At 61.3% G+C, this 14,674-nt stretch carries 17 protein-coding genes and 1 pseudogene; 11 read left to right on the forward strand and 7 right to left on the reverse strand.

Translation table 11 applies throughout. The features are described from left to right. The 4 genes and pseudogenes from CFII68_RS12740 to CFII68_RS0126025 form a co-directional block, all read right to left on the reverse strand. Window positions 1-480 (reverse strand): annotated as a pseudogene (locus tag CFII68_RS12740) (collagen-like protein); the annotation flags it as partial. Continuing rightward, window positions 473-745: a DUF1145 domain-containing protein gene (locus CFII68_RS12735; RefSeq protein ID WP_018607762.1), complete on the reverse strand. Its 273-nt coding sequence runs from the start codon at window positions 743-745 to the stop codon at window positions 473-475. The pseudogene CFII68_RS12740 and the gene CFII68_RS12735, both read right to left, overlap by 8 nt. Window positions 746-883: 138 nt before the next feature. Next, window positions 884-1,609 carry an OmpA family protein gene (locus CFII68_RS12730; RefSeq protein WP_018607764.1) on the reverse strand — a complete coding sequence of 242 codons (726 nt, stop codon included), beginning with the start codon at window positions 1,607-1,609 and terminating at the stop codon, window positions 884-886. Window positions 1,610-1,699: 90 nt separating this feature from the next. Continuing rightward, window positions 1,700-2,395, reverse strand: a complete 696-nt coding sequence (locus tag CFII68_RS0126025) for an OmpA family protein (protein WP_024619901.1) — start codon at window positions 2,393-2,395, stop codon at window positions 1,700-1,702. A gap of 191 nt (window positions 2,396-2,586) precedes the next feature. Between CFII68_RS0126025 and CFII68_RS12725 the strand changes: the two genes are divergently transcribed. The 4 genes from CFII68_RS12725 (at window position 2,587) to CFII68_RS12710 (ending at window position 4,345) form a co-directional block, all read left to right on the forward strand. Continuing rightward, window positions 2,587-3,084: a DUF6231 family protein gene (locus CFII68_RS12725; RefSeq protein ID WP_018607768.1), complete on the forward strand. Its 498-nt coding sequence runs from the start codon at window positions 2,587-2,589 to the stop codon at window positions 3,082-3,084. Window positions 3,085-3,086: 2 nt separating this feature from the next. Then, window positions 3,087-3,575: a YchJ family protein gene (locus tag CFII68_RS12720; RefSeq protein ID WP_033062678.1), complete on the forward strand. Its 489-nt coding sequence runs from the start codon at window positions 3,087-3,089 to the stop codon at window positions 3,573-3,575. A 69-nt stretch (window positions 3,576-3,644) separates the two neighbouring features. Further along, window positions 3,645-4,130: an LEA type 2 family protein gene (locus CFII68_RS12715; RefSeq protein ID WP_018607771.1), complete on the forward strand. Its 486-nt coding sequence runs from the start codon at window positions 3,645-3,647 to the stop codon at window positions 4,128-4,130. A 5-nt stretch (window positions 4,131-4,135) separates the two neighbouring features. Next, on the forward strand, window positions 4,136-4,345 hold the full coding sequence (locus CFII68_RS12710) for an SEC-C metal-binding domain-containing protein (RefSeq protein WP_018607772.1): 210 nt from the start codon (window positions 4,136-4,138) through the stop codon (window positions 4,343-4,345). A gap of 306 nt (window positions 4,346-4,651) precedes the next feature. Here the strand turns inward: CFII68_RS12710 and CFII68_RS12705 are convergent, their stop codons facing one another. Beyond that, a complete protein-coding gene (locus CFII68_RS12705; protein WP_033062679.1) occupies window positions 4,652-5,209 on the reverse strand; it encodes a cysteine hydrolase family protein in 558 nt (185 codons plus the stop codon). Window positions 5,210-5,417: 208 nt separating this feature from the next. Between CFII68_RS12705 and CFII68_RS12700 the strand changes: the two genes are divergently transcribed. From CFII68_RS12700 to CFII68_RS12675, 6 genes are all read left to right on the forward strand, one after another. Continuing rightward, window positions 5,418-7,868, forward strand: coding sequence for a penicillin acylase family protein (locus tag CFII68_RS12700; RefSeq protein ID WP_018607776.1), 2,451 nt, complete (start codon window positions 5,418-5,420; stop codon window positions 7,866-7,868). A gap of 430 nt (window positions 7,869-8,298) precedes the next feature. Continuing rightward, a complete protein-coding gene (locus CFII68_RS12695) occupies window positions 8,299-9,081 on the forward strand; it encodes a transporter substrate-binding domain-containing protein (protein ID WP_018607777.1) in 783 nt (260 codons plus the stop codon). Between the two features lie 58 nt (window positions 9,082-9,139). Then, window positions 9,140-9,868, forward strand: coding sequence for an ABC transporter permease (locus tag CFII68_RS12690; protein ID WP_018607778.1), 729 nt, complete (start codon window positions 9,140-9,142; stop codon window positions 9,866-9,868). Then, complete coding sequence (locus CFII68_RS12685) at window positions 9,865-10,575, forward strand: ABC transporter permease (protein ID WP_018607780.1); 711 nt, start codon at window positions 9,865-9,867, stop codon at window positions 10,573-10,575. The genes CFII68_RS12690 and CFII68_RS12685 overlap by 4 nt, the downstream gene beginning before the upstream one ends. Before the next feature lie 27 nt (window positions 10,576-10,602). Next, window positions 10,603-11,721, forward strand: a complete 1,119-nt coding sequence (locus CFII68_RS12680; protein ID WP_018607783.1) for a succinylglutamate desuccinylase/aspartoacylase family protein — start codon at window positions 10,603-10,605, stop codon at window positions 11,719-11,721. A gap of 13 nt (window positions 11,722-11,734) precedes the next feature. After that, window positions 11,735-12,499, forward strand: coding sequence for an ABC transporter ATP-binding protein (locus CFII68_RS12675; protein ID WP_014336859.1), 765 nt, complete (start codon window positions 11,735-11,737; stop codon window positions 12,497-12,499). Between the two features lie 589 nt (window positions 12,500-13,088). Here CFII68_RS12675 and CFII68_RS12670 read toward each other — a convergent pair. Both CFII68_RS12670 and dcd read right to left on the reverse strand, forming a co-directional pair. Further along, window positions 13,089-13,295: a hypothetical protein gene (locus CFII68_RS12670; protein WP_018607786.1), complete on the reverse strand. Its 207-nt coding sequence runs from the start codon at window positions 13,293-13,295 to the stop codon at window positions 13,089-13,091. Between the two features lie 99 nt (window positions 13,296-13,394). After that, complete coding sequence (gene dcd, locus CFII68_RS12665; protein ID WP_003184751.1) at window positions 13,395-13,961, reverse strand: dCTP deaminase; 567 nt, start codon at window positions 13,959-13,961, stop codon at window positions 13,395-13,397. Between the two features lie 354 nt (window positions 13,962-14,315). On the opposite strand from dcd, the gene CFII68_RS12660 reads away from it, so the two are divergent. Continuing rightward, window positions 14,316-14,525, forward strand: a complete 210-nt coding sequence (locus tag CFII68_RS12660) for a cold-shock protein (RefSeq protein WP_002554837.1) — start codon at window positions 14,316-14,318, stop codon at window positions 14,523-14,525. Window positions 14,526-14,674: the final 149 nt, after the last annotated feature.

The raw sequence follows: 14,674 nt of genomic DNA on the forward strand, positions 1-14,674 counted from the left end.
GCGACCGGCCGAACCCCAGGTGCAGCCCGGCGCCTGGCCATTGGCACCGTCAAGGCCGACGAAACCCGGCGCACCGGCACCACCGCGGGCATCCACCGACAACAGCGGCGCATTCAACGCCTTGAACTGCAGGTTGAGATCACGCCCCCGCCGCGCCGCCTTGGTGTAGGTACCCGGTGCGCCGCGTGCAGTGATCTGGCTGCCCTCGGCCAGCTCAGCCTGGGCCACTTTCATTTCCAATACCTGCTGCGCCGGCACGATGGCGATCCGCGCCTCACGCCCCAGGTGCAATTGGTCGATGGTCAGTTCAGTGACATTGGAAGGCACCAGCAGCGTGCCGTAGTCGGCCACGTCCAGTCGCTCAAGGACCAGGGTGCCGGTGGTGTTGGGCAGGCGCATTAACGAATGGCTTTCTACCTGGACCACCTGGGCCGAAGCCCACGGGCATACGAGTGCGGCGAGCAGACACAATTTACGCATGGGAAGCCTCTGGCGCGGTCGGGAGGGTTTGCAGGTGGAAGATGCCGAACAGCAGCACTCTGAGGCGATCACGGCCAGGCGCGGGGCGGCCACGGAAACTGGCCCGGAAGAACAGCAGCTCCAGCAGGTGCAGCACCAGCAAAAACGCGCCAGCGACATTGACCAGCAGATGCAGCGGATGGACGAACGGCACGACCAGATTGACCAGCACCACCAGCCAGAACAGCAGGGTCAGCAAGCGCCCCAGCCCCCAAAACACCTTCATACGCCCCCCTGATCGGGAATTATTCTTTGCGCGCACAGTAACGGCTTGCGCGCAGGATAAGCCAGAGGGCCAGGCAAATTTAATCTGACCCGAGCCCCGGATCGCCTTACCGACGACCCGGCAGCCCTGGCCCGCGCTTCAACGCTGGATATGCAGTTCAACCCGACGGTTCTGCGCCCGCCCTTCGTCGGTCTCATTGTCGGCCACCGGCTCGCTTTCGCCTTTGCCTTCGCTGGTGAGTTTGTCGGGGGCCAGCCCCTGCGCCAGCAAATACTCCACGACGCTGCTGGCCCGACGCTCGGACAGCCCCTGGTTATAGGCATCACTGCCGACACCGTCGGTGTGGCCCACCACCCGGATGCTGGCGACATTGGCATGGCCGAGTTTGCTCATCAGCCCATCGAGCTGGCTGCGAGCTTCTGCGGTGAGATCGGACTTGTCGAAATCGAACAGCACCTTGCCGGCGTCGTTGAGGGTGATGACCTCGCTAGCCGGGGCCTGCGGTTCGACCGGTGGCGCGCTGGCCGGGTATTGCGGCATCGGACAGCCGTGATGTTCGACAGGGGTATTGGCCGGGGTATCGGGACAACGGTCGCGGCGGTCGAACACACCGTCGTCATCTTCATCGCCATCCTGGGCGTAGCAGATCAAGCCACCGCCCAGTAGCCCCAACGCGGCGCCACCGGCGGCCCAGCCGCTGCTTTCAATGGCGCCCAACCCGCCACCGACGAGACCGCCGATCAGGCTACAGATTGGCCAGGTGCGTTGGTTGAGAGGTGCGCTACCGTCGCTGTGAGTGGCGCAGCCGGACAACAGACTGCTCGCCAGCAGTACCGGTAAGGCGGCCCTGATTAGAACGTTCATGGTGAAGGCTCCTGTGTCACCGGCCCATACCGGTCACACAGGAGTAAAGACCCGCATCCGCAACTCTACAAGCCGCGAATGGCAAGGGTTTCAGCGGTTTATCCTGATTTCCGTGCGACGGTTCATCGCGCGGCCGTCGGCGGTCTTGTTATCGGCCACCGGCTGGCTCTCTCCGGCACCGGACACCGAGACAAAACTGGCACGCGGTACGCCGTTTTCGACCAGGTATTGCACCACCGAGTTGGCCCGTTTCTCCGACAACCGTTGGTTATAGGCATCGCTGCCGACACTGTCGGTATGGCCGGTGACCCGCAGTTGCGCGGTGGACGTTTCCTGTTTCAGCCGGGTGGCGACCGTGCTCAGCACATCCTTGTCGGCCGGGGTCAGCGTGGCTTTGTTGAACTCAAAGTGCACATCGCGGATCACGATGGTTTCTTCCTTGACCACCACGGCCTCTTCAACCACTGGCGCTGGGACAGGTGGCGGGCAGCCGTCAGCATCGACCTGCACGCCCTTCGGTGTGCCCGGGCACTTGTCGCGGCTGTCCGGCACGCCATCGCCATCTTCGTCGCCATCGCCGTGCACCCAGCAATAAGCTGCCGCCATGCCGCCAACGTACAGCGCGCCGCCGCCCGCCCAAGAAGTACTTTCTATGGCGCCTAATCCCGCACCGATCGCACCGCCGACTGCTGCACAGGTCGGCCAGTCGGTTTTCTGCAAACCTGCACAACCAGTCAACACACTGGTTAGCAGAACCAGGGGTAACGCTGTCCGAACTATGCTCATCGGGTTTCTCCTTGAGAGATCGGCCTTGCGCCGATTCAGGGGAGTAAAGACCCGTCTTCGAATCCGCGCCAGCCTGAGCAATCGCGGGTTTTCGCCCCGTGTTTGCGACGTTTGCGCACATTCTTGGACAAACCGCTCTAGGCCACGATGTCCGGGCAGGCTATCGTGGTGGTTCTGACTGAGGAACTTCGATGACCGTTGCCATTTCTTCGCGTACGCCCCAGCAAGCCCTGGCGGCCGTGCTTGACCGTTATGCCCCGCAAACACTGCTGCTGATCGGTGCCAGCGACTTTCCCGCACTCGAAGCATTCCAGCAGGCCCACCCCGACACCGAAGTGATCCACGCCGGCCCCGGCGCGCTGCCGGCGGACGTGGCGGCGCGGCGTTTTGACCTGGCCCTGGCGCTCGATTGCCTGGAGCATTTGCCCAAGCGCGACGGTCTGAACCTGTTGGGCGGCATTCGCAATCTGAACGCAAGCCGCATCGCCGTGCTGGCAGACCTCAACGCCTGCGGCTGGCAAGAGACGGACTTTTTTTCCCTGGCCCTGCAAGCCAGCGAACGATTCCAGCGCGAAGATCAGGTGTTGACCCTGTTCACCTACGATCTGCTTGAATACAAACAAGTCCCCGACTGGCTCAACTCGCGCTTTTGGGCCAACCCGGAAAATTTTGGAAAATATTGGTGGTAACCGTGAACACAAGCCCGCACACACCCATTTGCCCCTGCGGCAGTGGCAACTCACTGGACGCCTGCTGCGGCCACTACCACGACGGTCACCCGGCGCCCTGCGCCGAAGCCTTGATGCGCTCGCGCTATAGCGCCTATGTGTTGGGCCTGGTGGATTATCTGGTCGCCACCACCCTGCCCGCCCAGCAGCAAGGCCTTGATCGCCAGTCGATCAGCGAATGGAGCGCCAACAGCACGTGGTTGGGGCTGGACGTGGAAAGCAGCGAAGTGTTCGGCGGTCAACCGGAACACGCCTTTGTCACGTTCACGGCACGCTGGCACGACGGCCAGGGCGAGCATAGCCACCGTGAACAGTCCTCGTTCGTGCAGAACACCGGGCACTGGTACTTCATCGACCCAACGGTGCCGGTCAAGACGGGCCGCAACGACGGCTGCCCGTGCGGCAGCGGGCATAAATTCAAGAAGTGCTGCGCCGGCTACTTCAATCGTTGATTTCGCCAATGTCCGACGCTCATCCATCGGCCCAGAGGGCTAGACTGGGGGTAAACCAGAGGCACGGACATGACCGCTCCATCATTCTTGCTACGCATCACCTGCCTGCTGCTGCTCGTCGGGCTCGGCGGCTGCGCGTCCTGGCGAGGTGAGCAAGCGCCTGAACCACAGGTGCATCTGGTCAAGGTCGAGGTGGTGCGGGCCCGACTGCTGGAGCAGAAGTTCACGCTGCACTTTCGCGTCGACAACCCCGGCGACAGCGACCTGACCGTTCGCGGCCTGACCTACCGCATCCACCTGGGCGACCTGTTGCTGACCGAAGGTGAGCATGAACACTGGTTCACCGTGCGCCCCCGGCACAGCGCCTATTTCAAAGTGCCGATCCGCACCAACCTGTGGCCGCAGGTGCGGGATGTGGTGAAGTTGCTGGAAAAACCCCGGGAACAGATCCCCTATCGTCTGGAAGGTGAGCTGGAAACCGGATTATTCATCGCCGACTACGTGCACCTGGAACGCAATGGCGTGATAATCGCCGCCGATTTTATTGCGGAGTAACCTCGATGACCCAACAACCCCACGTCCATGGCCCTGATTGCAACCACGATCACGACCATCATCACGATCACGATCATGACCACGGCCATGTCCACGGTCCGAACTGCGGCCACGCCCACCAGGAACCGGTGCGCAACGCCCTGAAGGATGTCGGCCGCAACGACCCTTGCCCATGCGGCAATGGCAAGAAATTCAAGAAGTGCCACGGGGCTTGAGGGTCCGGGCGAAAAACTTTTTCGCCTGTTAGACCGTCATCGTCGGATCGCCGCCCGGAGCAAGCTCGCTCCCACAAGGAAATGCGCCGAAGCGATATCTAACGGTCGCCGCGGAACCGGTGTGGGAGCGGGCTTGCTCGCGAATGCGGTGGGTCAGCTGACATTGACTAACCTGACACTCCCTCATCGCGAGCAAGCCCGCTCCCACAGGGAGGATTGCGCCGAAGCGATATTTACTGATCGCCGCAGAATCAATGTGGGAGCGAGCCTGCTCGCGATGAGGCCGGCACATTCAGCACCTGTCTGTCAGCCCGCCTGCAGAATCCGCTCCACACCCACCACCGTCGCATACTCGCCATGCAAGTTGCCCAGGGACATGGCATGCACCTCGGCAGCCGAACGGGCGTTGCCGAAGTAATCGGCCTTGTCGAAGGTAAAGCAGGCATCCTCGGCCACCCACGTGTCGAATCCCAGGTTGCCGGCCGTACGCGCCGTGGACTCCACCGAGTTGTTCGTCGCCACGCCGACGATCACCAGTTGCCCGACGCCCGCCCTGCGCAGGTCTTCCTCCAGGCGCGTGCCACTGAACGCATCCGGCACCTGTTTTTGCACCCGCCATTCCCCCGCCAGCGGCTCGAACCGTGGCTGGACCTCCACGCCCGACTGCCCCGGCCAGAACACCGAGTCCGGCGAGCGGGACAAGTGGTGGACGTGAATCACCGGTCGCGCCGTGTGTCGCCATAAAGCCAGTAGCTCCAGCATGCGCAGCTCTGCCTCGGGATTGTTGCGAGGGCCGAGCCTGGGATGCAGGATGCCTTTTTGTTGATCGATGAGGATCAGCGCTGCGTTGTGTTGTAGCTCCATGCCGGTTTTCTCTTGTTCAGTCATTGGGTCCCCCTCCACTTTGAGCATCTGGGCTTCTTTCAGGCAAGTCTTTGGGTAGGCTGCCCCCGTAAACCGGGGTTTCATCGCCAAATCAACAAATAACCCTCGCCCCCGCTTGCGCGGCCCCCGCCTGCTCACTAACGTAGCGCCTTTATTGGTGCCACCCCCCTCCCGCAGGAGCTTTGCCATGGCCTCGCCAGCCTCTATTTCCCTTATTCCCCGGCTCGGCGTTGCCGCCGCAGTGGCCAGTGTGCTCGGTTTGAGCGGATGCCAGACCTGGAATGCCCAGGACACTGTCCCGCCGACTTCCGGCGTGCAGCCGCTCAAGGGGCTGGCGCAGAACGTCTCGGTCCGGCGCAATGCCACGGGCATGCCGCTGATCGAAAGCAACAGCTTCCATGACGCCCTGTTCACCCTCGGCTACGTCCACGCCAGCGATCGCATCACCCAGATGGTCACCCTGCGCCTGCTGGCCCAGGGGCGGCTGGCAGAGATGTCCGGCGCCGAACGGCTGGACGTCGACCGCTACATGCGCGCCGTCAACCTGAAGAAAAACGCCGACGAGCTGTACAAGGCGTCTTCGCCACGACTCAAGCGCTTCTTCGAAGTCTATGCCCGCGGCGTCAACGCCTACCTGTTCCGCTACCGCGACAAGTTGCCGTCGGACCTGGCCGCCACCGGTTACAAACCCGAATACTGGAAACCGGAAGACTCGGCGCTGATGTTCTGCCTGCTGAATTTCAGCCAGTCGGCCAACCTGCCGGAAGAAATCGCCAGCCTGGTACTGGCCCAGACCGTCACCAACGACAAACTCGCCTGGCTGAACCCGTCCTATCCAGACGAACCACTGCCCGTGGCCGAGGCCGACAAACTCCAGGGCTTGCGGCTCAACGGCCAGATTCCGGGCCTGAACGAGATCAGCAAGGCCACCCGCCAGTTGGCCGAGCTGAACCTTTTGAGCGCGGCGTCTTCGAGCAACTGGGCCATCGCGCCGCAACGCAGCCGCAGCGGCAAGAGCCTGCTGGCCAGCGACAGCCATGGGCCGCTGGGCATGCCGGGGCTGTGGAGCCCCGTACAGATCCGCGCGCCCAAGTACCAGGCGGCCGGGATTTCCGTGGCGGGCATCCCGATGATCCTGGCCGGGTTCAACGGCAAAGTGGCCTGGAGCATGACCAGCGTACTGGGGGACAACCAGGACCTGTTCCTGGAAAAAATCCGCCGCCAGGGCAACAGCCTGTCCTATGAAGTCAACGGCAAATGGCAGCCGGCAATCGTGCGCAACGAAACCTATTTCATCAAAGGCCAGCGGCCGATTCGTGAAGCGGTGTTCGAGACCCGCCACGGCCCGCTGCTCAACAGCGCCCAGGGCCCAGCCATGGCCAACGGCTTTGGCCTGGCCTTGCAGACGCCAAGCTTCAGCGACGACAAGACCCTGGATGCCTTCTTCGACCTGTCCCGGGCACAGAACGTCGAGAAAGCCTCCGACGCCAGCCGGGAAATCCGCGCCATGGCCGTGAACCTGGTATTTGCCGACGCCAGCCATATCGGTTGGCAAGTCACCGGTCGCTATCCAAACCGCCGTGAAGGCGAAGGCCTGTTGCCGTCGCCGGGCTGGGACGGTCGCTACGATTGGGACGGTTACGCCGACCCCATGCTGCACCCCTACGATCAGGACCCGGCCCAGGGCTGGCTTGGCACGGCCAACCAACGGGTCATTCCCCACGGCTATGGCATGCAGTTGTCCAACTCCTGGGCCGCACCGGAGCGTGGCGAACGCATGGCCGAACTGGCCGGCGCGGGCAAGCACGACACCCGCAGCCTGACCGCCATGCAATACGACCAGGGCACGACCTTCGCGGCCAAGCTCAAGAAAGTTTTCGAGGCACCGGGCATGGCCCAGCCGCTCAAACAGGCGATCGAAGCCCTGCCGATGGCTGACCGGGCCAAGGCCCACGAGGCCTATACCCGCTTGATGGCATTCGATGGCCGGCTCAGCCCGACCTCCACCGACGCGGCGATCTATGAGCTGTTCCTGCAGGAAAGCATGAAGCAGATTTTCCTCGACGAGCTGGGCCCGGACAGCAGCCCGGCGTGGCAGGCGCTGGTTGCCAACGGCCAATTGTCCTACTCGGCCCAGGCCGATCATCTGCTGGGGCGTGAAGACAGCCCGTTCTGGGACGATGTGCGCACACCTCAGAAAGAAGACAAGGCCGTCATCCTCGCCCGCAGCCTGGCCGCCACCATCAGCGCCGGTGAAAGCCAGTTGGGCGGTGACCACAAGGCTTGGCAGTGGGGCCAGTTGCATCGCTACGCGTGGAAGAATAGCAACGGCCACATCGTACGCGGCCCGCTGCCGGCCGGTGGCGACGCCAGCACGCTCAACACCGCAGCGTTCGCTGGGGGGCAGGATTTCAACACCACCCTGGCGCCAGCCATGCGCTTTATCGTCGACTTCGGCCAGCCTGAACCGTTGATGATCCAGGATGGCGCCGGACAGTCCGGCAACCCGGTCAGCCCGAACTATGCCAATGGCATCGATCCGTGGATCAAGGGGCAGTACCAGAGCTTGCCGTTGCAATCGCAGAATTTCGATCGCGGCTATGGCAAGACGCGGTTGACCCTGGTGCCCGGTAAATAACAACAGGCTGTTCATTGCCCTGTAGGAGCTGCCGAAGGCTGCGATCTTTTGATCTTTTGATCTTTCGCTTGAGATTCAAGCGTCAGGGGAAAGATCGCAGCCTCGTTGCACTCGTCAGCTCCTACAGCGCCTACAGCTCCAACTCGCCTGAATATCGTGATGCCTGGTTTCAGGGTCGCTATGCAGCCCGACAATCCCCTCGCCACATGGGCTTTGCCCAGTAGAGCCTGCTCTATCCTGGTGCAGCTTTTGATGTACGCTCATCCCCGCGCACCATCGCATTCCGCTGCCTGCCGCCGAAGCTTTTAAAACACTTGTTCGGCACTCTGGTTCGGAAATTGCTACCTTTATGCCGTCATACCGTTCTCGCCTTCACCGGTAACAATACTTACGCGCCACAAGCGCTCATATTGGTTTTAGGGATTGAATAATGAAAAAAGCACTGCTGACCCTTTCTGCACTGGCGTTGTGCATGGCTGCTGGCGTCGCCACGGCCAAGGAATACAAGGAACTGCGTTTTGGTGTCGACCCTTCCTACGCCCCGTTTGAGTCCAAGGCCGCCGACGGCAGCCTGGTCGGTTTCGACATCGATCTGGGCAATGCGATCTGCGAAGAGCTGAAGGTCAAATGCAAATGGGTCGAAAGCGATTTCGACGGCATGATCCCGGGCCTCAAGGCCAATAAATTCGACGGCGTGATCTCCTCCATGACCGTTACCCCGGCCCGTGAAAAAGCCATCGACTTCTCCAGCGAGCTGTTCTCCGGCCCAACCGCCTATGTATTCAAGAAGGGCTCGGGCCTGAGCGAAGACGTTGCCTCGCTCAAAGGCAAGACCGTCGGCTACGAGCAAGGCACCATCCAGGAAGCCTATGCCAAGGCCGTGCTGGACAAGGCTGGCGTCAAGACCCAGGCCTACCAGAACCAGGACCAGGTTTATGCCGACCTGACCTCCGGCCGCCTCGACGCGGCGATCCAGGACATGCTGCAGGCAGAGCTGGGCTTCCTGAAGTCGCCAAAAGGTGAAGGCTACGAAGTCAGCAAGCCGGTGGACAGCGAACTGCTGCCATCCAAGACCGCCATCGGTATCAAGAAAGGTAACAGTGAGCTGAAGGCACTTTTGGATAAAGGTATCAAAGCGTTACACGACGACGGCAAGTACGCCGAGATCCAGAAAAAACACTTTGGCGATCTGAATCTGTACAGCGGCAAATAATGCGCTGCGCCCATCCGGTCTCGGATGGGCGCTTTTCTCCTGCCAAAGGCTTTCTTCCATGTTCGAACAACTCCTACAAAATCTGGGGCTCTCTGCCTTCAGCCTGCAGGGCTTTGGCCCGCTGCTGATGCAAGGCACCTGGATGACCATCAAGCTGTCGGCCCTGTCCCTGCTGTTGAGCGTCTTGCTCGGCCTGTTGGGCGCCAGCGCCAAGCTGTCCAGCGTCAAACTGCTGCGAATCCCTGCCCTGCTCTACACCACGCTGATCCGCGGCGTGCCGGACCTGGTGCTGATGCTGCTGATCTTCTACAGCCTGCAAACCTGGCTGACCTCGTTTACCGACTTCATGGAATGGGAATACATCGAGATCAACCCATTCGGCGCCGGGGTGATCACCCTGGGCTTCATCTATGGCGCGTACTTCACCGAAACCTTTCGCGGCGCGATCCTCTCGGTCCCCCGGGGCCAGGTCGAAGCCGCCACGGCCTACGGCCTCAAGCGTGGCCAGCGCTTTCGCTTCGTGGTGTTTCCACAAATGATGCGCTTCGCCCTGCCGGGTATCGGCAACAACTGGATGGTGATGCTCAAGGCCACCGCGCTGGTGTCGATCATCGGCCTGGCCGACCTGGTCAAGGCGGCCCAGGATGCGGGCAAGAGCACCTACCAATTGTTTTACTTCCTGGTACTGGCGGCATTGATCTATTTGCTGATCACCAGCGCGTCCAACGTCATCCTGCGCTGGCTTGAACGCCGTTACGCCGCCGGCGCCCGGGAGGCGGTGCGATGATCGAACTTCTGCAAGAGTACTGGCGGCCATTCCTTTACAGCGATGGCGTCAACGTCACGGGCCTGGCGATGACCCTATGGCTGCTCAGCGCCTCGCTGCTGATCGGTTTCGTGGTGTCGATCCCGCTGTCCATCGCCCGGGTTTCACCCAAGTTCTACGTCCGCTGGCCGGTGCAGTTCTACACCTATCTGTTCCGGGGCACACCGCTCTATATCCAACTGCTGATCTGCTACACCGGCATCTACAGCATCGCGGCGGTGCGCGCCCAACCCATGCTCGACAGCTTCTTTCGCGATGCGATGAACTGCACGATCCTCGCCTTCGCCTTGAACACCTGCGCCTACACCACGGAAATTTTCGCCGGGGCGATTCGCAGCATGAACCATGGCGAAGTGGAAGCAGCCAAGGCCTACGGCCTGACCGGTTGGAAGCTGTACACCTACGTGATCATGCCGTCGGCGCTGCGCCGCTCGCTGCCGTATTACAGCAACGAAGTCATCTTGATGCTGCACTCGACGACCGTGGCATTCACCGCTACCGTTCCAGACGTGCTGAAAGTCGCCCGGGATGCCAACTCGGCGACGTTCCTGACGTTCCAGTCGTTCGGGATCGCCGCGTTGATCTACCTGACCGTCACCTTTGCACTGGTGGGCCTCTTCCGCCTCGCCGAACGCCGCTGGCTGGCCTTTCTCGGGCCGACCCACTAGGGCTTTTGTTCCAGGACACACACGCACATGCGCCACCAGATCCATGACCTGCTGGCCCCGGTACCGGGGACCGCACGCAAGATCCACAGCTTCCACTTCGGCCCGGAAAAAGCCGTCGGCAAAATCTATATCCAGGCGTCCCTGCACGCCGATGAACTGCCGGGCATGCTGGTCGCCTGGCATCTCAAGCAGCGCCTGGCCGAACTCGAAGCGTCGGGCCACCTGCGGCACGAGATCGTGCTGGTGCCCGTCGCCAACCCCATCGGCCTCGAACAAGTGCTGATGGACGTGCCCCTGGGCCGCTACGAAACCGAGAGCGGGCAGAACTTCAACCGCCGCTTCGTCGACCTGAGCGAAGAGATCGGCAACGAAATCCAGGACCTGCTCACCGACGATCCGCAGCACAACCTGATGCTGATCCGTACCAGCCTGCGCGATGCCCTCGCCCGACAGACCCCAGGCACGCAATTGCAATCCCTGCGCCTGGCCCTGCAGCGGCTGGCCTGCGACGCCGACATGGTGCTGGACCTGCATTGCGACTTCGAAGCCGTGGCCCACCTCTACACCACGCCCGAAGCCTGGCCACAGGTCGAGCCGCTGGCCCGCTACATCGGTGCCGAGGCCAGCCTGCTGGCGACCGATTCGGGCGGCCAATCGTTCGACGAATGCTTCACCCTGCTCTGGTGGCAACTCAAGGAACGCTTCGGCGAACGCTTCGAGATTCCCCTGGGCAGTTTTTCGGTCACTGTGGAATTGCGTGGTCAGGGTGACGTCAACCACGGGCTGGCGAGCCTCGACTGCCAGGCCTTGATCCAATACCTGATCCGTTTCGGCGCCATCGACGGCGAACCGACGCCCATGCCCGAACTGCCCTACCCGGCCACGCCGCTGGCCGCGGTCGAGCCGGTGGCGACGCCCGTGGGTGGGTTGCTGGTCTACAGCGCGCTGCCCGGCGAATACCTGGAGGCGGGGCAACTGATCGCGGAAGTCATCGACCCGGTCAACGACACCGTCACCCCCGTTCATTGCCGTAACGCCGGGCTGCTGTACGCCCGTTCGCTGCGCCGCATGGCCACGGCCGGCATGGTGATCTCCCATGTCGCCGGCACCGAAGCCTACCGCAGCGGCTACCTACTTTCGCCTTGAGGATGCATGCTCCATGTACAAACTGACCATCGAAGGCCTGCACAAAAGCTATGGCGAACATGAAGTGCTCAAGGGCGTTTCGCTCAAGGCCAAGACCGGCGACGTCATCAGCCTCATCGGCGCCAGCGGCTCGGGTAAAAGTACCTTTCTGCGCTGCATCAACTTCCTGGAACAACCCAACGACGGCGCCATGAGCCTGGACGGCCAGCCGATCCGGATGATCAAGGACCGCCACGGCATGCACGTGGCCGACGCCGACGAACTGCAACGCCTGCGCACGCGCCTGGCCATGGTGTTCCAGCACTTCAACCTGTGGAGCCACATGAGCGTGCTGGAGAACATCACCATGGCGCCGCGCCGGGTGTTGGGGGTGAGCAAGCAGGAAGCGGATGACCGCGCCCGTCGTTACCTCGACAAGGTCGGCTTGCCGGCACGCGTCGCCGAGCAATACCCGGCGTTCCTCTCCGGCGGCCAGCAACAGCGCGTGGCCATTGCCCGCGCCCTGGCGATGGAGCCGGAGGTGATGCTGTTCGACGAACCCACCTCGGCCCTGGACCCGGAGCTGGTGGGCGAAGTGCTGAAGGTGATCCAGGGCCTGGCTGAGGAAGGCCGGACCATGATCATGGTGACCCACGAAATGAGCTTCGCCCGCAAAGTCTCGAACCAGGTGCTGTTCCTGCACCAGGGCCTGGTGGAAGAAGAAGGCAGGCCGGAAGACGTATTGGGCAATCCCACCAGCGAACGGCTCAAGCAGTTTCTCAGTGGCAACCTGAAATAAATTCCGGACTCCCCTGAAAAGCAGCGCCTGGCGCCAATGCCTGTCAGTTAGGAACAAACGGCATAAATCCTGTGGGAGCAAAGCTTGCTCGCGATAGCGGCAGAGTCGCCAATATCTTAGTCGGCTGGCTTACCGCAATCGCGAGCAAGCTTTGCTCCCACAGGTTTGCTGCTTAACTGACTGGCATTCGGCGCCAGGCGCTGCTTTTGTGGCGAGGGAGCCCCCGCCGCGTCTTCGACGCTGCGCTGTCGCGCAGGGAACAAGGCCCTGTGGCGAGGGGATTTATCCCCGCTGGGGCGCGCAGCGGCCCTAAAGCAGTCAACTCAATCTTCCTGGCACACCGAGTTGCCTGGTTTTGGGGGCTGCTGCGCAGCCCAGCGGGGATAAATCCCCTCGCCACAAAAGCACGCTCGCCACGATACCTTGCATAAGACCTTTCGCATCCCGCCATGGTCGTCACTGGAGAAGGACTTCCAGGACGCACACGGCAGGCATGGCGACATCCAACAACTTCACAAATCAGTGATTCAGTACCTATAACGAAATATGGCCCGTGGCCTGAAAAAAACAGGACACGGGCCATGGTTCATCAGGCAACAGGCGCAGGAGGCGGCTCGTCCGGCAGGGTAGGTTCGCCCGGTTCGGTAGGCTGTTCGTTGGGGGAGTCAGGATCGGGTTGGCCGGGGATGCCACCCGCCGCTTCGACAGGATGGGCCAGCAACGACCAGGCCATGACGCCGATCTGGTTGGGCTCAAGCCTTGCCAGTTCGGCACTGATTCGCGGATCGATCTTCATAGAGCAACTCCTGGGCGAAGCCCGTTGCGCTGACGCAAAAACGGGCAGTACACGCAATAGAGTGTCTGCCCGCCCAGGAATTCCAACAGTTCGTCAGATTCAGGTACGCGGTAGCGTCACACCGCGCTGGCCCTGGTACTTGCCGCCACGATCCTTGTAGGAAACTTCACACTCTTCATCGGATTCCAGGAACAGCATCTGCGCCACACCCTCGTTGGCGTAGATCTTCGCCGGCAGGGTTGTAGTGTTGGAAAATTCCAGGGTCACGTGACCTTCCCACTCGGGTTCCAGCGGCGTGACGTTGACGATGATGCCGCAACGGGCATAGGTGCTCTTGCCCAGGCAGATGGTCAGTACGTTGCGCGGAATGCGGAAGTACTCGACGGTGCGGGCCAGGGCGAAGGAGTTCGGCGGGATGATGCAAACGTCGCTCTTGACGTCGACGAAGCTCTTCTCGTCGAAGTTCTTCGGGTCGACGGTAGCCGAATTGATATTGGTGAACACCTTGAATTCGTCGGCGCAGCGCACGTCGTAGCCGTAGCTGGAGACACCGAAGGAGATCAGCCGGTCGGCGCCTTCGCCACGCATCTGGCGTTCGACGAAGGGCTCGATCATGCCGTGCTCTTGCGCCATGCGGCGAATCCACTTGTCCGATTTGATGCTCATGGCGGTTTCCTGAAATAGCGAGGTGGAAAAAATACGTCCGGCATCTTACCGGGGCGCGGGGCAGGGTTCAAAGCACGGCGCGCAAATCTCGCCGATCCACCTTGATTTCCGGGTCCTGCCGGCCATCGCCAGCGCCGTCAGTCACCAAATAAGAGAAACCTTCGCAAAGACCATTGGCACATTCTGGAAAAAGGGTTAAGGTGGCGCCACTGTGTTGCTTGTGTCACTGAGAATCTCTACACGATATGTTGAATTTCGATCCAACCATCTACAAGAATTTTTCCTGCTCTTTGCACTCAGTCTCGGCCAGGGTTCTTCCTGAGTCGCAGTTATCTTTGTTCAAGGAGTTACACCATGTCTAATCGCCAAACCGGTACCGTTAAGTGGTTCAACGATGAAAAAGGCTTCGGCTTCATCACCCCACAATCCGGTGACGACCTGTTCGTTCACTTCAAAGCTATCCAATCCGACGGCTTCAAAAGCCTGAAAGAAGGCCAACAGGTTTCTTTCATCGCTACCCGCGGTCAGAAAGGCATGCAAGCTGAAGAAGTTCAAGTTATCTAACTTGTCCTTGCTTTAGTAAAAGGCCCCGCCCTCAAAAGCGGGGCTTTTTTTGTGCCTGTCAGTTTTGCAGGCACAAAAAATAATGTGGGAGCGGGCTTGCTCGCGAAAGCGGTGAATCAGCAACATGTTCGTTGACTGACACACCACTT

This window comes from Pseudomonas sp. CFII68, from assembly GCF_000416195.1.
Classification (GTDB): Bacteria; Pseudomonadota; Gammaproteobacteria; order Pseudomonadales; family Pseudomonadaceae; genus Aquipseudomonas; species Aquipseudomonas kilonensis.